We start from the raw sequence: 19,425 nt of genomic DNA, 5'->3' as shown, positions 1-19,425 counted from the left end.
ACGCCGTCCAGCAGTCGGAGGTGGATATCGCGTGGTCGTGGCAGTACTTGGACAACATCGCGGAATCTGCGTTCTGTCCACCGTGTCGGTCAGGTCCGCCGGCCCTGTCGCCGCGGCTTTCCTTCCCTGGTCTTCGGAGAATGTGCGGCCGTGTTACTTACATAGGTCCGCTGGCGGGCCAACTCCCGGAAAAGGCTGCGCGCCGAGAGGTTTCGAGCGCGCGGGCGGGGCAGCAGTATCATCATGTGCGGGTACCGACGTATCACGCGTATCCACGCGGCGGCCGCCGAACGCGGCATCCTGTGCGGACCGACCCCTGCGAGTCAGACACTTGTGGCCCCGCCGGGCCTTACCCTCATAATCGTGCAGCAGCAGCAGGCGACCGGCAGGCGCGACAAGCCTGGAACCGGCCGCGCCGGTCGGACCTGCCGTGGTGACCTGGTGGCCGCGGCGCTGGCTGCGGCGCTTGTCTCGGCTGCCTTCATCGTTCCGCACCTGGGTTTCCGGTCGGTCACACCTCTGATCAACAGCACCGCCGAAGAGATCAGGCAATTCGCCGAGACCGCCCCGATATTCGGATGGTGGGATGCGCACGTCGGGTGGGGCACCCCGGTCGCCGTCGCCATCGCGATCGGCGTGGTCGCATGGGGGCCTGGCCTGGCACAGGCCATGCGCTGGCGCCGATTGACGTTCGTTGTCTGGCTCGCCTCGGCCGCGTGGGCGATGTCGCTCGCGATGATCGACGGCTGGCAACTCGGATTCGCGGGCCGGCTGACGAAGCCGCCCGAGTACCTGATCGAGGTACCCGGCGTCACCGACATTCCCGCGATGCTGCGCGGCTTCTCCGGCCGCATCCTCGAATCCCAACCCGATTCGTGGACCGCCCACGTCTCCGGACATCCACCGGGCGCATTGCTGACGTTCGTGTGGCTGGACCGGATCGGACTCGGTGGCGGCGCATGGGCAGGCGCTCTGTGCGTCGCGGTCGGGTCGAGCGCGGCGATGGCCGTGCTGGTCGCGGTCCGCGCGCTCGGCGACGAAACGCTTGCCCGCCGCGTCGCGCCCTTCGTCGTGCTCGCGCCCACTGCGATCTGGATCGCGGTCTCTGCGGACGGCTATTACGCGGGCGTGACCGCGTGGGGGTTGGCCCTACTCGCACTGGGCGCGACACGCTCCACCTGGGCGGCGATGGCCGCCTCCCTCGGCGCGGGCGTGTTGCTTGGCTGGGGAATCTACCTGAACTACGGCTTGGTCCTGATGGGACTCCCCGCAATCGCAGTGCTGGTGACCGCCCGCAACTACCGGCCGCTGCTCGGTGCGGTGATCGGCGCTCTCGCGGTCGCGGCGGCGTTCACGGCGTCGGGGTTCTGGTGGTTCGAGGGGTACTCACTGGTCCAGCAACGTTATTGGCAGGGGATCGCGCAGAACCGACCGTTCGCCTATTGGGCGTGGGCGAATCTCGCCTCGCTGGTGTGCGCGGTCGGGTTGGCCCCCGCCGCCGCATTGAACCGAGTGTTCACGCTCTCGGAGCTCCGGTCGAGGAAGGCACTGAACCTGCTTGTCGTCGCGTGTCTCGTCGCGGTGCTCGCGGCGGATCTCAGTGCGTTGAGCAAGGCCGAGACCGAACGCATCTGGCTGCCGTTCGCGGTGTGGCTGATCGCCGCACCGGGTCTGCTGCCGACGCACAGTCACCGTTTCTGGCTCTGCGTCCAGGCCGCGACGGCTCTGCTGCTCAACAGTCTCATCCTGACGAACTGGTGACACGACGGACGGCTGCCGGACGTCCCGGGCGTCAGCTCACGGGCCGGTGCTCTTGGACCGCCGCCAGGAAGCGACTGCCCGCACCGAGCTCGGCAACGACGGTCCGAACGTCGTCGGGTGTGTCGACATCGGACAGTTCGTCGAGTTCGGCGACGCGGCACCCGTACCGCTGCAGCCCGTGGAGAGTTCGTGAACCGGTATCCGGCCTTGAGGTCTCGATGTTCGCCAGAACGCCTGCCATGTCCGGAGTCGTCACCCCGAGCGCCCACCAGCCTCCGTCGGTCGCCGGACCGAGCACCGCATCGACATCCGGCCGCACCAGTGTCTGGGTGACCGCGCTCAGCAGCGTCGACGTTACCTGCGGCGTGTCCATCCCGATCTGCAGGACCGGGCATCGCGCCACGGCCGCCGCATCGACGTGCGCGTTCACCAACCGGTGCGCGAAGCAGCACCCGCGTTGCGCGATCACCGTAAACCCCGCCAGGGCGGACATGACCTCGACGCTCCGGTGAGCGCGGTCGAGGTCGCCGGTGAGGGCAACCACATGCGCCGCGGCCGGTGTATCGCGCACAGCGGCGAGGGTGTCCAGAAGCGACGCCGCGGCAAGCTCTGCCGCCGCGTCCGGCGAATAGACCGGTGTCAGCCTCGTCTTCGATCGGCCGGCGACCGGAGCCTTGGCGACGACCAACAGTGCACACATGCTGCCGGTCATCTGATTACCCTCCAGAAGTCACGCATGGCGCGGACGCTGCCTGCGACCGACCCGGACACCTTTGAGGTGCCCGCAGTGCGGCGCCGGTAGGTGACATCCCGTTCCACCACGCGCAGATCGGAAGCGGCCGCCCTGACCAGGAGCTCCAACGGGTACCCGGAACTCCTGTCGGTGATCCCCAGGCGCAGCAGCACATCGCGTCTGGCCACACGGACGGCTCCGATGTCGTGAACGGGCAGGCCGTGACGTCGGCGCAGTCGGGCGGCGATCAGCGCGTTGCCGACCCGTGCGTGCAGCGGCCAACCGGAGCGTCGGACGGGACGACGGCGCCCCACCGCGAGATCGGCGCCCTCACGCACCAATTGGACCAGCACCGGCAGCTCACCCGGGTCCATCGACCCGTCCCCGTCGAGCACACAGACGATCTCGGTCCGCGAGGCCTCGAGGCCGGCGTGCACGGCCGACCCGTATCCGGGGACCGGTTCTCGGACCACTTCGGCGCCGCACCGGAGCGCGATCTGCGCAGTGTCGTCGAGAGATCCGTTGTCCACCACCAATGCCCGATATCCGTCCGGCACCCCCGCCAGAACCCCCGGAAGCGAACCCGCTTCGTTCCGGCACGGGATGACGACCGTCACCGATCCTGCCCCACCGATCTCAGACACTGGGCGGCCCCGCAGGCACCGCGCGCCGCATCGGTTCCCGGACGAACCGGCTCAAGCCCTCGTCGGGGGCGATCGTGGCGCGAAAGCCCAGAAGATGCACCGCCCGGCTCGGGTCGGCCACGATGTGGCGCACGTCCCCGGGCCGGTACTCGCCGGTCACCACCGGCGTTCGTCCACCGTGGGCGCGGGCCAACGTGCGCGCCACTTCTCCGATGGTGAGCGGTCGACCCGAGCACACATTGATCGGGATGAACCCGTCGAGTTGTGCCTCCACCGCCCTGGCATTCGCCTCGGCGACATCGCGCACGTGGACGAAGTCCCGGGTCTGCCGCCCGTCCTCGAAGACACAGGGGGCCCGGCCCGATTCGAGTGCCGAGCGAAACAGCGCGGCAACACCGGAATACGGGGTGTCGCGCGGCATGAGGTCGCCGTACACGTTGTGATAGCGCAGCGCTGTGACGGACGCTCCGAGGGTGAGCGACCACGCCAGCGCGTATTTCTCCTGAGCGAGTTTGCTTGCCGCATAGAAGCTCCGCGGTTGCAGCGGCGCATCCTCGTCCACCGGCTCCCAGCTGAGCGGCTCACCCCCGTCGGGGCATCGGCTGTCGAAGATGCCACTGTCGAGGTCGGACCGCAGGCGCGGACCCGGAACAACACGTCCGTGCCGCGGACATCGGTAGAGTCCCTCGCCGTAGACCACCATGGACGAGGCCAGCACCAGTCGACGGCACCGTGCACGGTGCATGGCGGCGAGCAACACCGCTGTCCCGTAGTCATTGTGACTTGCGTAGGCAGGGGCGTCGTCGGTGTCGACTCCCGCGCCGACCACCGCGGCCTGGTGGCACACGACGTCGATGCCCCGCAGGGCGCGCTCGACCGCGTCGGGATCACGGATGTCGAGCAGACCCACAGCGGTCGGGGGGGATGCGCCGGTGCCGTGCGCTGATCCGAGCATCGCATCGACCGCGACCACCTCGTGTCCCCTGTCCATCAGCGCGGACCGCACGTGCGAACCGATGAACCCGGCCGCCCCGGTAAGCAGAATCCTCACGGCAGCTCGATGGGCAGCGTGACGCCGTCATGGACCCGGCAGTGCGCGCAGTCGGTGGTCGGGGCCTCGGCGACCGCCGCGCGCACGAGATCCTTGAAGGGGCCCAGGTTCCGCTCGAACTCGGCGAAAACGTCCACTGCGCGTACTCCCTCACCGGCGGTCAGTCCGGCATCGAGATCGGTGACCAGCGCGATCGTCGCGTAACAGAGTTCGAGTTCCCGCGCGAGCACGGCCTCGGGATGGCCGGTCATGTTCACCAAGGTCCAGCCCTGCGCGGCGAACCACCGGCTCTCCGCCCTGGTCGAGAAGCGCGGGCCCTCCACCACAACCACGGCGCCGCCGTCCACCGTCCCGGGCAGCATCGCCGCGGCCCGCAGACCCGGACAGTAGGGGTCGGCAAATCGCACGTGCACGGCGCCGCCGTCGAAGTAGGTCTGCGTGCGACCGGACGTGCGGTCGACCAACTGGTCCGGGACGACGACCGCCCCCGGGCCCAGATCGGGGCTGAGACTTCCCGCCGCACACGGGGCGAGGACCTTCCGCACGCCGAGCGTGCGCAGTGCCCACATGTTGGCGCGATAGGGCACCGTGTGCGGCGAATACTGGTGCCGTTCACCATGACGAGGCAGGAACGCCGTCTGCCGCCCGGCGACCGCCCCAATGGTGATCGGTGCGCTAGGTCGCCCGTACGGGGTGTCCACGATGACGCCGTGGGCATCGGAGTCGAAGAACGAATAGAAACCGCTCCCTCCGATCACCGCAATGTCCGGCCCGGACGAGATTCGCGAGGCCGGTGCAGGTTCCTTCATGGCCGACATTCTCCTCCCGCCTCTGCGGCGCCACGGCGAATTCGGCGTTCATCGGCCGCGGCACCGGGTATCGAACTGGCCATCGATTTTTTCGAACACCGGCACCGGTTCTCATGTCCGCCGGCACATCATGAGGGCTTCGTAGCCGACGGCCGGCGGATGGGTCGAGGCGAGCCGGCATCACCGTGTACTGGAATGTCACCGTGTACCGGCGGCCTGTGCCGTCGGAGAAGTCCGTCAACCGGATCCGCGGGAGCGCGATTCATAGGAAACTGGAACGCGGACCTGCACGGCACAGGACCAGACCGTTGCCCATGTCGAGCGGAGTGCATCGTGAGCGAGACAGGACCGCCAGCAGAGCCGGACGTGCCGCGACACGACGGGACAGTCGATCCTGACGGCGTCGGCACGGACGCCGACTACGGATTCCCGGCGGCGCTGTGGAGGGCCGTTGCGCGTCGTCGCCCACCGGGTCTGCCCGCCCCACGGATGTGGCGAAGCCCGGTGCGAGGCCCCTGGTTGACTGCGGTGTTCGGCGCGGCGCTCCTCGTCGCACTTCCGGTGGTCGCCGTGACCGGACTGCTCGACTACATCGCCTACGGCCCCCGCTTCGGACAGGCCATCCCCTCCGAGGTCGGGTGGCTGCATCTGCCGTGGTTCGACTGGCCCACCAAACCCGCGTGGCTCTTCGGACTCACCCAGGGGCTGCACGTCATCGTCGGGCTGACGATCATCCCGCTGGTGCTGGCGAAACTGTGGTCGGTGATGCCGAGACTGTTCGCCTGGCCCCCGGCCCGCTCGTCGGCACAGCTGCTCGAACGGCTCTCGCTGCTGTTCCTCGTCGGCGGGATCGTATTCGAGATCGCCACCGGAGTGCTGAACATCCAGTACGACTACCTCTTCGGATTCAGCTTCTACACCGCGCACTACTTCGGCGCGTGGGTGTTCATCGCCGGTTTCCTCGTGCATGTGTCACTCAAACTGCCCCGGATGGTCCGCAGTCTCGGATCCCGATCGATGCGTACCGAACTGCGGACCTCACGCGCCGCCACCCGGCCCGAGCCGCCGGACACCGACGGGCTGGTCAGCGAGAATCCCGCGCCGCCCACACTCAGTCGCCGCGGAGTGCTCGCCCTGGTCGGCGGGGGTTCACTGCTGGTTGCCGTACTCAGCGCCGGTCAGTCGATCGGTGGCATCATCCGGACCACCTCGCTGCTGCTTCCCCGCGGACGCAGCGACGGATCCGGACCCAACGACTTCCAGATCAACAAGACCGCATCCGCCGCGGCAATCGATCCCGCCGTCGCCGGGCCCGACTGGCGGCTGACATTGCGCGGCGGTCACCGGGAGGTGACCCTCGATCGGGCAACGCTGGTGGCCATGCCCCAGCACTCCGCGCGGCTGTCCATCGCGTGTGTCGAGGGGTGGTCGACGACACAGACCTGGACCGGTATACCACTCGCCGCGCTCGCCGAGCACGTCGGTGTGCCGGTCCCCAGGTCTGCGTTCGTGCAGTCATTCCAGCGCAACGGCGGGTTCGGACAGGCCATGCTGCAGCCGAACCAGATCCTGAACCCCGACGCGCTGCTTGCACTCAGGGTAAACGGAGTCGATCTGTCTCTCGACCACGGATATCCGGCGCGGATCATCGTGCCTGCGCTGCCCGGTGTGCACAACACCAAGTGGGTCCGCTCGATCGACTTCCGGAGCTGACATGCGCGCGATGCCGAACGTCAAACGCTTCTACGGGGCACACCCGCTGCATCTTCTGGTGTTGGTGGCGAGCTTCGCGCTCGTCAGCTACGTGATCGAGACCATCGGCCTGACCACGCTGTGGAATCGGGACATTTGGTGGCAGTCGATTCTCGTCTGGTTCGTGGGCGCGGTCATCCTCCACGATCTTGTGCTGTTCCCGCTCTACGCGTTCGCCGACCGGTCATTAATCGCCGGTTGGCGCGGGGTCACCGGCCGCGTGCAGGTCGCGAAACCGACGGTGTCACCGGTGAATTACCTGCGGATACCGGTACTGGGCAGCGGTTTGCTCTTCGTGCTGTTCTTCCCCGGAATCGTCGAGCAGGGACAGCCGACCTACCTCGCGGCCACCGGTCAGACGCAGCAGCCATTCCTCGGCCGCTGGTTGCTGCTCACTGCCGTGATGTTCGCAGTCAGCGCCGTCGTCTACTCGATCCGGCTGGGGCTCACCCGCCGCCACCGGCTCGCGGCCAGCGGACGGCGGGCCACCGAGGCGGAGGGAACATCCTCGCCGGAGTCCTCGGCGTGACCACGACGGGATCCGCCACTCAAGGAGCTGCGCACCGCGCGGCGCGGCAGCGTCGATACCGCAGCTCGGCATGACAGCCGAGGACCCTATCGACGTGCTCTACCGCGATCTCTTCGCGGGGGTGCCGTGCTGGGTCAGCAGTCCGGACGGCACGCGCCGTCCTCTTCCGTGGCGTCGCTACCTCGGCGGCGCACTGTCCACACCCGCCGACCGCTTCGCCGACAGTGTGTTGCTTCAGCCGTGCGCCGGACCCACATTGGACCTCGGCTGTGGCCCCGGACGATTCACTGCGGCGCTGGCCCGGCGGGGTGTGCCGTCTCTCGGCATCGACCTCTCCTCGGTCGCAGTGCAGATGACCATCCACCGTGGCGGCGCGGCGCTGCGCCGGGACATCTTCGCGCCGTTGCCGAACCTCGGACTGTGGGCGCATGTCCTGCTGGCGGACGGGAACATCGGTATCGGCGGCGACCCTTTGCGAATGCTGCGTCGCGTGCGGGAACTGCTTGCGCCGAACGGAATTCTGGTTGCCGAGATCGACCCACCCGCGACCGGTCTGAGCCACGAAGTGGTGCGATGGGAGAATGCCCGCTGCGTGGGTGAATGGTTTCCGTGGTCGCGGGTCGGTTCCGAAACAGCGGGCCCGCTCGCGCACGCCGCCGGTCTCAGAGTGCGCGGGATGATCGAGGCGTCCGGTCGGTACTTCATCCATCTGACGCGGGAATGACTCAATCTGCACCCGAATCATGTTCACCATGACGCGCCACGAACACCCACCGCAATCCGAGGAACCGCACAAGAGTGGCGACGGAATTGGCGGCGAACAGCACCACCACCTCGACCTGCTGAGACGCTGTGGGAGTCAGGACGTGCAGTGCGAGAAGCGACCCGCTCGTCAGCGCCAGGCCGAGGCCGAAGACCACCAGGCCCTCCAACTGATGCTTGGCGGCATGCCGTCGGCCCCGCACGCCGAACGTGAACGCGCGATTGGCGGCGGTGTTGGCGATCGCGGTGAGCAACAGGGCGAGGAAGTTGGCCACCTGCGCGCCGACCGCCCGGCGCAATGCCAGATACAACACCAGGTAGGCAGCCGCACTGACGACGCCGATCAGACAGAACCGTACGAACTGGCCCACCGCCCCAGACCGGCTCAACCGACGGGGAACCGCGTGCCCGCCTTGATTGGCACCGCGCTGAAACCCGGCCATGATCTCGGTCCTGTGGCTCGCTTACTCGGCGACTGCATTGATTCTCTGAGACTATCCGGATAACGGTGGATCCGGTTCTGACACATCGGTTTAGGTTTCACTCGGGGTGATCCGGTCCTCGAACGCGATAACGAAGGCGTTCAGTGCCGGCTTCCACCTCGCTGGCCATCGTGCTCTTCCCTTCCCCGTGTCGTTACCGCTCGGTTCGAACCGGTAACGCCAGGTGTTGGCCGGCTTGTCGCAGGGACCGAGCACCGTGAAGCCGAACTCGTGGCCGGGCTGGCAGGCAATGATCGTGCACTTGGTCCAGTACACGGGCTCGTTCAGGGTTGGCAGGCAGGGTCTCGGAAGTTTCAGACCGCGGTGGTCAGGCCGTGGGGTCCGAGGGTGGTCCAGTGCCGGTCGGAAGTCAGGACCGGGTAGTCGTGAGCGCCGGCGTATCCGAGGCAGCAGAGGTCACAAAGTGAGAGCACCTGCACCGGCTTTGTGCCGCTGATCCTTCTGTTCCACGCGTTGCGCTGTGTCGATCGTCTTGGGGGGGCGGGGATTGTCGTGCAGCGGCCACCGGCCGGTCGGCGACCACGACCCGAGGGCAAGAAGGCCGCCCTCGGGGTCGTGGTCGGGACCGGCGCCAGCGTGCAACACTTAACACACCTCGCCGGCGTTTGCTGACGGGACGATGCCCCGCGACGGGACCGGCGCGAGCCGTTGCGCCGACGTCGTCGCCACGATCCCGGCGCCGCTCGGGTTCGTTCTCGCGCAGTGGGGTGCGGGTCGACGCGGCCGACGCCCGCCCCGCGACTCGAAACGGGTGCACCGGGCACGGCGTGGACTGCGCTGACCGTCGCCGATCGCCGACGCCCGAAGCGTCCGGTGCCGCACTGCGCACCCAGGGCCATCCGCGACGGTTTGACTGCGGCCCGGATCACCGGCGACGGAGCCCTCTACATCTCGCAGTTGGTCATTGGTGCCCCGCCCCGTGGACCGGCATCGTCGACGGTGATCAGTAGTTCCGAGTAGGCGACCCGTAGCGGGGCACGTCCGTCCAGCCGGGACAGCGCGGTCTCCGCAGCGGTTCGCAGTGGGAACGTGACCGTGGCGTAACCGGCCCGGAGCAGTGCCCGCGCCGGGGCTCTCGCCGACCACCGCACACCGCCCCCGCCGCCGGGTGCGTTGTTCTCGCGGCGGGTCACGGTCACCCCCCGCCGGCCCCCGCCGCAGCCATGGCGGCGTGGGCGTGCGTGAAGTGCGTGGCAGCCGGAATGATCAGCAGGGACAGGCGGGTTCCGTTGTCCCCGAACAGGTACATCACGTCCGGCGGTTGGTCGGCGACGCGGTCCTCGACCGTGACCCCGTCGGGCAGGTCGGCCCGGCGTTGCGAGATGCTCGCCGGATTCCACCCGAAGGTGATCCGTTCGGTCACGCCGACACTCGGTGTAACCGCGCTGATCAGGTCGTGCAACTCTCTGGTCAGGTTCGCGGTGCGCGGCCACCAGACCCCATCGAGCAGAGTCTCGCCGCAGGCGTGTGGGGTCAGCCGCACCCGCGGTGTGCGGGTCGGATGCGGGAAGGGCTGACGCCCATCCGCCGAAGATCGGGCCGGACCCAGGTCGAGTTGACCGGGTGTGGGGTGGTGTCTGTGCATCATGGTGTTGGACTTCCGTATTCGGGTCGAGTCGGTCGATTGTTGCCGCGCAGTCGCGCGTCATCTTCGTGGTCGGGATCGCCGCCAGCGGGCGGTGGCCGACCCATCGTCGGCATCCCAATGTTTCTGCGCCGCAACATGGTCGGACCGGCAAGTTGCCTCTCGCACGCCGGTCATCAGGAGTTCGTCGGCGCTGGTGGCGTCGTTCGGGGTGGCCGCGGCCATCAGTGTGGCGTGCGCGAACCGGGGTTCGGTGCACGGCGGCACCACCAGCAGTGTGAGCCTGATGCGGTGGGCAAACAGGACGTACAGAGTGTTGCGGGGCTGGAACCGGTATCCGTCGAGCCACACCGTGTGGTCGTGCACGCGGATCCGCTCGGGTGCCGGCGACCACTCGTCGAGGTCATAGATCACGCGCTCGACGAGGCCGACCTGTGCGAACAGCGCGTCGAGCAGGGAGGGAAGGTCGTGGGTGAGGTCGCGTGTACGCGGCCACCATGCCCCGTTGATGAACCCTGCAAACGTGGGATTGAGTCGCAACCGTGACGAGCCCGACGGGCACCCATCAGGATGGTCAACAGACGGCAGCACAGCATGATTCAGCGTCACGGTCGACGCCCCTGTCTCGGCCGCGAATCGGCCAGATACTTCAATCGGTGACGACGCATTCTCGAATGAAGCGTACGAACTGCCGCCGATACCCCCAGCCTACGCGCAGCGGACGGACATCCCGGCACAGATTCCTTCGGGCTCCCGGTCGGCGACCTGCTTACGCAGGGGGAGTAGTTCGGTTCGCTCGGCCCGGTGGGGTGGCGCCTCGGTGTGGACAGCTGCCGCCTCGGTGCGGCGTCGTTCGTCGGCGACCGATCGTCCGAGCAGGGAACCTCACATGGACACCGCGCATATCCACCACGGATTCGGGGTATCTGACACGGTGGGCCGGATGCGACGACGATCGGGGGTGTCATGCCGGTCGAGTCCGACGAGCAGACGGCGACGCAGTTCCCGCCGCACGTGCTGCGCGAGTACGCGTTGCTTGCCGACGGCGAACGGGGCATCGTCATCGGGCCGCGCGGCGACTGCGTGTGGATGTGCCTGCCGCACTGGCACAGTCCCGCGGTGTTCAACACACTGCTCGGCGGGTCGGGCGTGTATGCGGTCGCGCCGGCGTGGGCGCGGTTCGTGTGGGGCGGCCGGTACGAGGCGCGCTCGCTGATCTGGCGTTCGCGGTGGGTGACCACTGACGGTGTCGTCGAATGCCGCGAGGCGCTGGCCTTTCCGGGCGACATCCACACCGCGGTGGTGCTGCGCCGAATCCGTGCTCTCGACCAGACCACCCGGATGCGGGTCGACCTGAACGTGCGCACGGGTTGCGGCGTGCGCGAGATGACCGACCTTGTCTGCACCGGGGGAGTGTGGTCGGGCCGGTCGGGACCGTGCCGGCTGCGGTGGTCCGGCGCGCCGGGCGCGCGGCCGGACGAGCAAGGCCGGCTGACCGCGTTCATCGACGTGGAACCGGGAAACGACCACGACCTGGTACTGGAGATCTCCGACCGCGAACTGGACGCCGATCCGGTGGACGCGGACCGTGCCTGGGAGTCCACCCGGCGGGCGTGGGAGCAGGCGGTGGCGTCCGCGGACGGGACACTGGCGGACGCCGACTGCGAGCACGCCTACGCGGTGCTCCGGGGGCTGACCAGCCGCGGGGGCGGCATGGTCGCGGCGGCGACGACGTCGCTGCCGGAGCGTGCCGAGCAGGGCCGCAACTACGACTACCGGTACTGCTGGATCCGCGACCAGTGCTACACGGGCCAGGCGCTGGCGTCGGCCGGCCCGTCCGCCCTCCTCGACGACGCCGTGGCGTTCGTCGCCGAGCGGGTGCTGGCGGACGGGCCTCAGCTGCGGCCCGCGTACACGGTCTCTGGCGACGACGTACCCGACGAAGAGAACCTCGATCTGCCCGGCTATCCCGGCGCGGAGGTGCGCCGGGGCAACTGGGTCCGCAGCCAGTTCCAACTCGACGCTTACGGCGAAGCGCTGCTGCTGTTAGCCGCGGCCGCGCGCCTGGACCGGCTGGACCGCACTCACTGGGAGGCCGCCGGCATCCTGGTCCGCGCGATCACGGACCGCTGGGCCGAACCCGACGCCGGCGTGTGGGAACTCGACAACCGTCGATGGGCGCATTCCCGACTGATGTGCGCGGCCGGCCTGCGACGCATCGCCGAGGTGGCACCGGGAAAGCGGGCGGCGTCGTGGAACGAGCTGGCTGACAAGATCGTCCGCAGCGCCACCGCCGACTGCGTGCACCCGTCGGGCCGCTGGCAACGTGCGCCCGACGACCCGCGTCTCGACGCGGCGCTGCTGCTACCGGGGATCCGCGGCGCGGTGCCGGGTGACGATCCGCGCAGCCGGGCCACCGTCGAGGCCGTGCGCCGTGAACTCGCTGAGCAAGGCTATGTGTTCCGGTACAAGCCGGACGAGCGTGATCTCGGCGAGGCCGAAGGCGCCTTCCTGCTGTGCGGGTTCTTCATGGCGCTCGCGGACCATCAGCAGGGCAACGAGCTGGCGGCGGTGCGCTGGTTCGAGCGCAACCGGACCGCGTGCGGCCCACCGGGATTGTTCACCGAAGAGTTCGACGTAGACCAGCGTCAGTTGCGCGGAAACCTGCCGCAGGCCTTCGTGCACGCGCTGATGTTCGAGGCGGCCCACCGCCTGGCAGAAGCGGCCCCGCCGCCGCGGTGAGGCCGGAGCAGAGGACGGGACATGGTGCAGCGCAACCGCATTGCGCAGCCCTGGGACGCGCAGCCTCCTTACCGGCCGAGGCCCTGGGGGCCGGACCGCGTGGACATGCACTTCGACGTCGGATTGGCCGAGTCGGAAGTCGACCGGTGGGTCTTGTGTAGCTGTCGGGCACCCCCGGCTCGGCGGCTGCTAACCCGGGTCGGCGGGTCAGCGTCCGGACAGCCCGCCGGCGATGGCCCCATAGGCGAGCGCGACGGTGAGCAGGAACCATCCTGCGCCCTGCCAGATCGGCCACGTTCCGCCGGCACGCCAGGCGCGGTACGTCCAGCCGAGCGCGCCGAAACCGCCCAGCAGCAGCAGCCCGGCGGGCAGGAAGATCAGCAGGTAGCGGTCCCGGGTCTCGCACACCCACGCGCCGTCCGCACACGGACGTTGCGCGGTGGCGACGATCACGGCGACGGCGGCCGCGCACGCGAGGACGATCACCGCGACGTAACCGGCCGCCCGTCGGTACGCCCGCGGGTCGTGCCAGCTCTTCTCGGTGTCGCGCCGGTACATCATCTCGTGCCGTCACCCCACGGCTTGAGCAGAACCTTGACGGCGCCGTCCCGCTTGGCCTGGAACATCGCGTAGGCCTGCGGCGCCTGCTCCAACGGCAGCTCGTGGGTCGCGAACCCGTCGACACCGAGGGGGTCGTCGTCGGTGAGCAGCGGCAGGATGTCGTCGACCCATCGTTTGACGTTGGCCTGCCCCATCCGCAGCTGAATCTGCTTGTCGAACAAGGTGAACAGCGGTAGCGGGTCGACCTTGCCGCCGTACACGCCGATGATCGAGATCGTGCCTCCGCGCCGGACGGTGTCGATCGCGGTCAGCAGTGCGCCCAGCCGGTCGAGGCCCGCATTCGCGATCATCGGCGCCGCCAACTGGTCCGGCAGTATCGCGGTCAGCGACTGGATGGCCTTGGCCGTCGGCGACCCGTGTGACTCCATCCCGACGGCATCGATGACGGCATCCGTTCCCCGGCCACCGGTCATGTCCCGGATCGCCACGGCGACGTCGTCCACCTCGCGTAGGTCCACGGTCGTGATGCCGCGGTCGCGCACGCGCTGCAGACGTTCGGACACCAGGTCCACGCCGATCACGCGCACGCCCTCGTGGTGCGCGATACGGCAGGCCATGTCGCCGATGGGGCCCAGCCCGAGCACCGCCACCGACCCACCAGGGGGCACATCCGCATACCGGACCGACTGCCACGCGGTGGGCAAGACGTCGGACAGATACACGAAACGAGAGTCCGGCGGGCCCTCCGGCACCACCATGTGGGTGTACTGGGCCTGGGGGACGCGCAGGTACTGTGCCTGCGCCCCGGGCACGTGACCGTAGAGCTTCGAGTAACCGAACAGTGCCGCGCCCGTGCCCTGCTCGCGGACCTGAGTCGTCTCGCACTGCGTGGGCAGGCCGCATCGGCACATCACACAGTGGCCGCAGGCGATCTGGAACGGGATGACCACCCGATCGCCCACGGCCAGGCTCCCGGTTTCGGTACCCACCTCGACGACGGTGCCCATCGGCTCGTGCCCGAGGATGTCGCCGGGATCCATGAAGGCGCCGAGCACCTCGTACAGGTGCAGGTCGGACCCGCAGATGTTGGTGGTGCTCACCTCGATGATCGCGTCGGCCGGCTCCTTGATGACCGGGTCGGGCACGGTGTCCACCCGAACCTTCCGCTTGCCCTGCCACGTGACAGCCCGCACGGTCGCCTCCTCACATGCGCTCACCGGTGGTGAGATCCGAATGCACCGGACCTGGGCTACCCGAGCGTGGGAAGCGGCAAACCGGCCCGTTTCCCGCGGCGGCGCCCGGGGTACGCGTGGCCCGTGGTCTCGTTGGTCTCACGCATGTGGCGGGGCACCCGGCTGTACCGGATGCTGACCGCCTACCGGTACCTGGCGTTCAACCTGCCGAGAGCGGTCACCGGGTCGGGCATGGTGTTGCTGCTGGGCGTTGCCGCACCGCAGATCTATGCGGTGACCGAGGGGAGATCGCTGCCGGCGTATCTGGTGGCCTACCTGTGCCTGCTGGTGGTGGGGCTGCTGTTGGCCGCGTGCAGCCTGCTCACCGGGGGCAGCGCCGACGACCAGCCCCGGGGATGGTGGGCGGGCAGCGCGATGTGCGTGATCTTCTTCGGCGTGTACCTCGGCAGCCGCGGTGCGGGTCTGCCCGGGATGCCCGAGCTCAAGGGCTGGTGGGACTACGCGCCAGGGACGTTTGCCGGGGCGTTCGCGCTGGCCTACCTGGGTCTGCACGGCTCGATCATCCTGGGCATCAACGTCGCCCATCCCCAACGCCGCTGCTGGCACGAGTGAGGGAGTGCGCGGATGACGACGCTCGACTACCCGGCCTGGTTGCGAATCGACCACTGGCTCAACGTCCTGTTCCTGACCCTGCTGATCCGCAGCGGCATCGAGGTGCTGTCCGGTTACCCGAAACTGTATTGGCGCGACGACTGCCGGCCCGGCACCGAGTGGGCCCGGTTCACCCGCAAGCAGATGCCGACCGACAAGCTCTACGACACCCTCGACGAGGAGGAGAGCTACCCCTCACTGATCGCGCTGCCCGGCCACCGCAAGCTGGGCATGGGGCGGCACTGGCACTTCGTGTCGGTGATCGGCTGGGTGCTGGTCGGCGCGTCCTATTACGTGCTGCTGTTCGCCACCGGCCAGTGGCATCGCTACATCCCGTACTCGTGGTCGATCTTCCCGGAGGCATGGCACGACATCGTCACCTACATGTCGTTCAACCTGCCACCGCTGCTGCCCGGCCAGCCGATGGACGCCGTGCAGAAGCTTTCCTATGCCGCGGTGATCTTCCTGCTCGCCCCGCTGCAGATCCTCACAGGCGCCGCCCAGTCGCCGGCCGTCGAGGCACGCTTCCCCTGGTACGTGCGGCTGTGGGGTGGACGGCAGTCCGCGCGCAGTCTGCACTTCCTCGGCCTGGCCGCGTTCGTCGGGTTCGTCGTGGTCCACCTGATGATGGTGTTCTTCTGGGGATGGGGTCAGCTGAACGCGGCAATGGTCTTCGGCTCGGTGCGCAACATCTACTGGGCGACGGCGTTGTCGGGGGTGATCGTGCTGGCGATCGTCGTCGTCCACATCGCCGCGACCCAGTGGAGTCTGCGCCGGCCGCGCAGCGTGCAGCGCCGGCTCGGCGCCATCGTCACGGCGGGGCGACGACTTGTGCTGCGCCCGTTGAGTTCTCGGCAGCATTACACGCGGCAGGCGGTGTCCGAGGAGCACCGGGTCAACGGCAAGCCGCCCACCGCACTCGAATACAAGGTGATGGCGGTGCACGACTTCGCCGACTGGCGGCTGTCGGTCGGCGGGCTGGTCGAGCGGCCGGTCGCGCTCGACCTCGCCGAGTTGCGGGCGCTGGCGCCGCCGCGCACCCAACGCGTGCTGCACAACTGCGTGCAGGGGTGGAGCAGCATCGGGGAGTGGACCGGCGTGCCGCTCGGTGATCTCGTCGATCATGTGCGGCCGCTCCCGCAGGCGAAGTACCTGTGCCTGCTGACGATGCAGGACACCGGCCGCGACGATCCCAGCGCCGACGGCAGCGGCCAGTTCTACGAGGTGATCGACCTGGAACTGGCACACAATGCGCAGGCGCTGCTCGCCTACGACATGAACGGCGCGCCGCTGCCGATCAAACACGGTGCGCCGCTGCGGCTACGGGTGGAGACCCAGGTCGGCTTCAAGATGGCCAAGTGGATCGACCGGATCGAGTTCGTCGAGGACTACGCGGGGATCGGCATGGGCATGGGTGGCTGGCGGGAGGACAACGTCTACTACGACAAGGACGTCGAGATCTGATGGGCACCGAGATCCGGGTGCGCCCGGAGTCGATCGAAGTCGACGAGGTGGCGCGGCGTCGCGTGTTGCGGCGTATCGCCGCGGAGGGCGCGCGCTGTCACCATTGCGGCGGCACCGACTTCGTCGTCGGCCGTGCCCTGTACCTGGGGTTTCTATTTCTGGACGAGGACACCGACGCGTATCTGGTCGCGCTCACGTGCACAGACCTCGACTGTCCGCGCCCGCACACCGGGATCCGGCTCCGAGGCGAGCAGTTCCTGGACGACGGCTACCACCGCACCTGAGGAGAATGATCATGGCCCACACAGCTTTCCCCGCGGTCGAGACGATCGCCGTCGCACTGCTGACCGTCGGAGCGTCCGCTCTGGTCCCTCCCGCGGCGGGCGCCGCGCCGTCGGAGGTGGGCCCGTGCACACCGATGCCCGCGACCTGTGCCGGCGTGGTCGACATCGACACCGTGTTGGGTTATCAGGGTGAACGTGCCGCAGGAACCGGGATGGTGCGCTCCGCGAACGGCGACGTGGTCACGAACAACCACGTCGTCGAGGGCGCCACCGCGATCAGCGTCACAGACGTCGGCAACGGCCGTTCCTACCGCGCGCGGGTACTCGGGTGGGACCGTGTACACGACGTCGCGGCGCTGCGACTGGAGGACGCCGCGGCCCTTGCCACGGTGCCGGTCGGTGACTCGTCCTTGGTCACGGTGGGCGAACCGATCGTGGGGGTCGGCAACGCCGAGGGAGCGGGCGGAACGCCGAGCGTCGCGCCCGGTGTGGTGACCGCGCTGGACCAGGCGGTCAGCGCGCAGGACGAGGGCTCCGGCAGCGTCGAGAACCTGACCGGGCTCATCGAGATCGACGCCGACATCCAGCCCGGCGACTCCGGTGGCCCGCTCGTCGACCGGTTCGGCCGGGCGGTCGGCATGGACACGGCCGCATCGGAATCGCTGAGCCTGCTGCCGCCCGGACGCCAGGCGTTCGCCATCCCGATCAACGAGGTCATGGGCATCGCCGGGCAGATCGAGTCCGGCGCCGGCGCGCCGACCGTGCACCTCGGCGAGACCGCCTTCCTCGGCGTCGGGATGGCCACCGGTGGGGCGCCTTCAGCGCAGGGCGTGGCGGTGCGTGAGGTGGTCGCCGGCTCACCGGCGGCCCGCGCCGGGGTGCGGGTGGGCGACGTGCTCACCGCGATCGACGGGCGCCGGGTGGACTCGGCGGCCACCGTCGTGCGGTCGCTCGACGGGCATCACCCCGGTGATCGGATCTCACTCGGCTGGATGCCGGTCTCCGGGGCTGCGCGGTCCGCGCAGGTGCAACTGGTTGCGGGTCCGGTCGGCTGAAGTCGCGGGTCCCGGCGGGGCCGTCAGGCGTGGTCGCGCGCGGCCGCGCACCCGGGACACAGGGTCATGTTCGACACGATCCACCCGTTGGTGGTCGCATCGGCGACCGCTTGGGCCTGTCCGGCGCCGGCGCTGGTGAAGCCGTGTTCGCACACGTCGCAGTGGAAGGTCCACGTTGCTGCAGATGTCGTGTCGTCGCGATGGAGAGTCATGGTGCCGTCTTGTCGCAGTCGGGGTGGAGATCATCAAGGGCTCAGCGGACGCGTAGCGCGTCGTCGGCCGGCAGGTGCGTGATGCCGAGCATCGCGAGCAACTCCAGGCAGTCTTGCGCGTCGAGAGAATTCGCGGCTACCACCCTTCGCGCCTGCGCGATGGCCTGGGCATCGGGCGGGGCGTCGTCGGGTTGCGCCGCGGCGGCCCCTGCGTGGTCTGTCATGTTCGTTCCTGGTGGTTTTCGTTCCTGGTGGTTCCGATGCTCTACGCCGAGCGGTTGGGTGCGCCATGTGATCGGTGCCGCTCGGATCACACCGAATCTGGTGACGGTGTACCCGGTTCACGCGAGACCATACGACTCATGCTGCGTGCAGTCCGTGATGGATTGGCGACGACTTCTTCGTCCAGGTCGTCAGGCTTCCAAGCCGGCACTGACGGGCCGGTGCGCCGGCGCCAGGTGGCGGGTGAGAGACGACATCGGCGACGTCGTGGCGTCGCCTGAATTGTCGCCGTTGTCGCGCCGCACCGCCGCGCCCCGCGAGGAGCCGTTCGACGGCACGGCACACCGCACCGAGCTCACCGGTCGCTTCCAGCTCCGCACGCACATGGGCGATCAGAATCGACACCTTCAGGGACGCGCTTGCCGAGGTGGAGGTGACCGGATCGAGCAATGCGGCCGTGAGTCCGTCGCGTGCCGCCTGCTGGTAGGCCGACCGGAGCGTCTCCGGCGACGGTGCGGCCGCCCGGGCGCGGGTGGCGATGTCGCGTAGGACCCGCATCACGAGGGCCGCACCAGCGTGGCCAGTAGGACCGTCTCCTCGACTGTGGCGGGCACATCGCTGACCCGCACCTCGACGGTCGGCAGATCCGAGGACGGCCGTACGTCCCAGAACACCACCGCCTCGTCGAGCACCACGCCGGCGTCGGCCATCGCCGCCACGGTCGCATCGTAGTGCGCAGCCGAGTCGAAGAACGGCGGTGCGCACGAGCACGCCCACGGGCACCCGATCATGGACCGCCAGCCGGCGAACCCGGTGTCGCGGCCGTGGAACAGCGGCGAGCTGGCGGTCATCGCGAGCAGCGTCGGAAGCCACGGCCGCAGGTGGTTGCCCATCCGGGCCGTCGCATATGCA

General features: G+C 68.9%; 22 protein-coding genes and 1 pseudogene. 9 read left to right on the top strand and 14 right to left on the bottom strand.

Translation table 11 applies throughout. From position 1 onward, the window contains the following. Positions 1-438: 438 nt before the first annotated feature. The gene (locus G4X40_RS12190; RefSeq protein ID WP_277833085.1) at positions 439-1,761 is read left to right on the top strand and encodes a hypothetical protein; all 1,323 of its coding nucleotides are present in this window, start codon (positions 439-441) and stop codon (positions 1,759-1,761) included. Between the two features lie 31 nt (positions 1,762-1,792). On the opposite strand, the gene G4X40_RS12185 is transcribed toward G4X40_RS12190, so the two are convergent. The 4 genes from G4X40_RS12185 to G4X40_RS12170 are packed head-to-tail and all read right to left on the bottom strand — an operon-like array spanning position 1,793 to position 4,998. Continuing rightward, entirely contained in the window at positions 1,793-2,473 is a 681-nt protein-coding gene (locus G4X40_RS12185) for a TIGR04282 family arsenosugar biosynthesis glycosyltransferase (RefSeq protein ID WP_277832787.1), read from the bottom strand. Beyond that, on the bottom strand, positions 2,470-3,129 hold the full coding sequence (locus G4X40_RS12180) for a glycosyltransferase family 2 protein (RefSeq protein ID WP_277833084.1): 660 nt from the start codon (positions 3,127-3,129) through the stop codon (positions 2,470-2,472). Before G4X40_RS12180 ends, G4X40_RS12185 begins: the two co-directional genes overlap by 4 nt. A gap of 1 nt (position 3,130) precedes the next feature. Next, positions 3,131-4,189, bottom strand: coding sequence for an NAD-dependent epimerase/dehydratase family protein (locus G4X40_RS12175; RefSeq protein ID WP_277832786.1), 1,059 nt, complete (start codon positions 4,187-4,189; stop codon positions 3,131-3,133). Beyond that, the gene (locus tag G4X40_RS12170) at positions 4,186-4,998 is read right to left on the bottom strand and encodes an S-methyl-5'-thioadenosine phosphorylase (protein ID WP_408642185.1); all 813 of its coding nucleotides are present in this window, start codon (positions 4,996-4,998) and stop codon (positions 4,186-4,188) included. The genes G4X40_RS12175 and G4X40_RS12170 overlap by 4 nt, the downstream gene beginning before the upstream one ends. Before the next feature lie 489 nt (positions 4,999-5,487). Between G4X40_RS12170 and G4X40_RS12165 the strand changes: the two genes are divergently transcribed. From G4X40_RS12165 to G4X40_RS12155, 3 genes are all read left to right on the top strand, one after another. After that, positions 5,488-6,711 carry a molybdopterin-dependent oxidoreductase gene (locus tag G4X40_RS12165; RefSeq protein ID WP_277833083.1) on the top strand — a complete coding sequence of 408 codons (1,224 nt, stop codon included), beginning with the start codon at positions 5,488-5,490 and terminating at the stop codon, positions 6,709-6,711. A 10-nt stretch (positions 6,712-6,721) separates the two neighbouring features. Then, positions 6,722-7,279 (top strand): hypothetical protein, encoded by a 558-nt coding sequence (locus G4X40_RS12160; protein WP_277833082.1) that lies wholly within the window; start codon positions 6,722-6,724, stop codon positions 7,277-7,279. Between the two features lie 70 nt (positions 7,280-7,349). After that, positions 7,350-8,003: a class I SAM-dependent methyltransferase gene (locus G4X40_RS12155; RefSeq protein ID WP_277832784.1), complete on the top strand. Its 654-nt coding sequence runs from the start codon at positions 7,350-7,352 to the stop codon at positions 8,001-8,003. A gap of 1 nt (position 8,004) precedes the next feature. On the opposite strand, the pseudogene G4X40_RS12150 reads toward G4X40_RS12155, so the two are convergent. The 4 genes and pseudogenes from G4X40_RS12150 to G4X40_RS12130 all read right to left on the bottom strand — a co-directional run. Next, a pseudogene (locus G4X40_RS12150) lies at positions 8,005-8,421 on the bottom strand (GtrA family protein); the annotation flags it as partial. A gap of 1,007 nt (positions 8,422-9,428) precedes the next feature. Beyond that, complete coding sequence (locus G4X40_RS12140; protein WP_277832783.1) at positions 9,429-9,677, bottom strand: hypothetical protein; 249 nt, start codon at positions 9,675-9,677, stop codon at positions 9,429-9,431. 2 nt (positions 9,678-9,679) lie between these two features. Continuing rightward, positions 9,680-10,027: a DUF5994 family protein gene (locus tag G4X40_RS12135; protein WP_277832782.1), complete on the bottom strand. Its 348-nt coding sequence runs from the start codon at positions 10,025-10,027 to the stop codon at positions 9,680-9,682. A gap of 162 nt (positions 10,028-10,189) precedes the next feature. After that, entirely contained in the window at positions 10,190-10,669 is a 480-nt protein-coding gene (locus G4X40_RS12130; protein ID WP_277832781.1) for a DUF5994 family protein, read from the bottom strand. A gap of 426 nt (positions 10,670-11,095) precedes the next feature. Between G4X40_RS12130 and G4X40_RS12125 the strand changes: the two genes are divergently transcribed. Continuing rightward, a complete protein-coding gene (locus G4X40_RS12125) occupies positions 11,096-12,871 on the top strand; it encodes a glycoside hydrolase family 15 protein (RefSeq protein WP_277832780.1) in 1,776 nt (591 codons plus the stop codon). Positions 12,872-13,078: 207 nt separating this feature from the next. Here the strand turns inward: G4X40_RS12125 and G4X40_RS12120 are convergent, their stop codons facing one another. Together G4X40_RS12120 and G4X40_RS12115 are read right to left on the bottom strand one after the other, a co-directional pair. Then, a complete protein-coding gene (locus G4X40_RS12120; RefSeq protein ID WP_277832779.1) occupies positions 13,079-13,432 on the bottom strand; it encodes a hypothetical protein in 354 nt (117 codons plus the stop codon). After that, a complete protein-coding gene (locus tag G4X40_RS12115; protein ID WP_277832778.1) occupies positions 13,429-14,625 on the bottom strand; it encodes an alcohol dehydrogenase catalytic domain-containing protein in 1,197 nt (398 codons plus the stop codon). The genes G4X40_RS12120 and G4X40_RS12115 overlap by 4 nt, the downstream gene beginning before the upstream one ends. A gap of 144 nt (positions 14,626-14,769) precedes the next feature. Between G4X40_RS12115 and G4X40_RS12110 the strand changes: the two genes are divergently transcribed. The 4 genes from G4X40_RS12110 to G4X40_RS12095 are packed head-to-tail and all read left to right on the top strand — an operon-like array spanning position 14,770 to position 18,079. Further along, positions 14,770-15,237: an oxidoreductase gene (locus G4X40_RS12110; RefSeq protein WP_277832776.1), complete on the top strand. Its 468-nt coding sequence runs from the start codon at positions 14,770-14,772 to the stop codon at positions 15,235-15,237. Positions 15,238-15,249: 12 nt separating this feature from the next. Continuing rightward, entirely contained in the window at positions 15,250-16,740 is a 1,491-nt protein-coding gene (locus G4X40_RS12105) for a molybdopterin-dependent oxidoreductase (RefSeq protein ID WP_277832775.1), read from the top strand. Further along, positions 16,740-17,024: a hypothetical protein gene (locus G4X40_RS12100; RefSeq protein ID WP_277832774.1), complete on the top strand. Its 285-nt coding sequence runs from the start codon at positions 16,740-16,742 to the stop codon at positions 17,022-17,024. The genes G4X40_RS12105 and G4X40_RS12100 overlap by 1 nt, the downstream gene beginning before the upstream one ends. An 11-nt stretch (positions 17,025-17,035) precedes the next feature. Further along, positions 17,036-18,079 carry a S1C family serine protease gene (locus tag G4X40_RS12095; RefSeq protein ID WP_277832772.1) on the top strand — a complete coding sequence of 348 codons (1,044 nt, stop codon included), beginning with the start codon at positions 17,036-17,038 and terminating at the stop codon, positions 18,077-18,079. Between the two features lie 23 nt (positions 18,080-18,102). On the opposite strand, the gene G4X40_RS12090 is transcribed toward G4X40_RS12095, so the two are convergent. From G4X40_RS12090 to G4X40_RS12075, 4 genes are all read right to left on the bottom strand, one after another. Continuing rightward, positions 18,103-18,291, bottom strand: a complete 189-nt coding sequence (locus tag G4X40_RS12090; protein ID WP_277832771.1) for a hypothetical protein — start codon at positions 18,289-18,291, stop codon at positions 18,103-18,105. Positions 18,292-18,332: 41 nt separating this feature from the next. Beyond that, positions 18,333-18,515 (bottom strand): hypothetical protein, encoded by a 183-nt coding sequence (locus tag G4X40_RS12085; protein WP_277832770.1) that lies wholly within the window; start codon positions 18,513-18,515, stop codon positions 18,333-18,335. A 136-nt stretch (positions 18,516-18,651) separates the two neighbouring features. Beyond that, on the bottom strand, positions 18,652-19,074 hold the full coding sequence (locus G4X40_RS12080) for a glutamate--cysteine ligase family protein (RefSeq protein WP_277832769.1): 423 nt from the start codon (positions 19,072-19,074) through the stop codon (positions 18,652-18,654). After that, positions 19,071-19,406 carry a carboxylate-amine ligase gene (locus G4X40_RS12075; protein WP_277832767.1) on the bottom strand — a complete coding sequence of 112 codons (336 nt, stop codon included), beginning with the start codon at positions 19,404-19,406 and terminating at the stop codon, positions 19,071-19,073. Before G4X40_RS12075 ends, G4X40_RS12080 begins: the two co-directional genes overlap by 4 nt. Between the last annotated feature and the right edge of the window lie 19 nt (positions 19,407-19,425).

The organism is Speluncibacter jeojiensis, assembly GCF_029589495.1.
In the GTDB taxonomy this organism is placed as follows: domain Bacteria; phylum Actinomycetota; class Actinomycetes; order Mycobacteriales; family Mycobacteriaceae; genus Speluncibacter; species Speluncibacter jeojiensis.
This window is presented reverse-complemented; position numbering and strand designations above follow the sequence as displayed.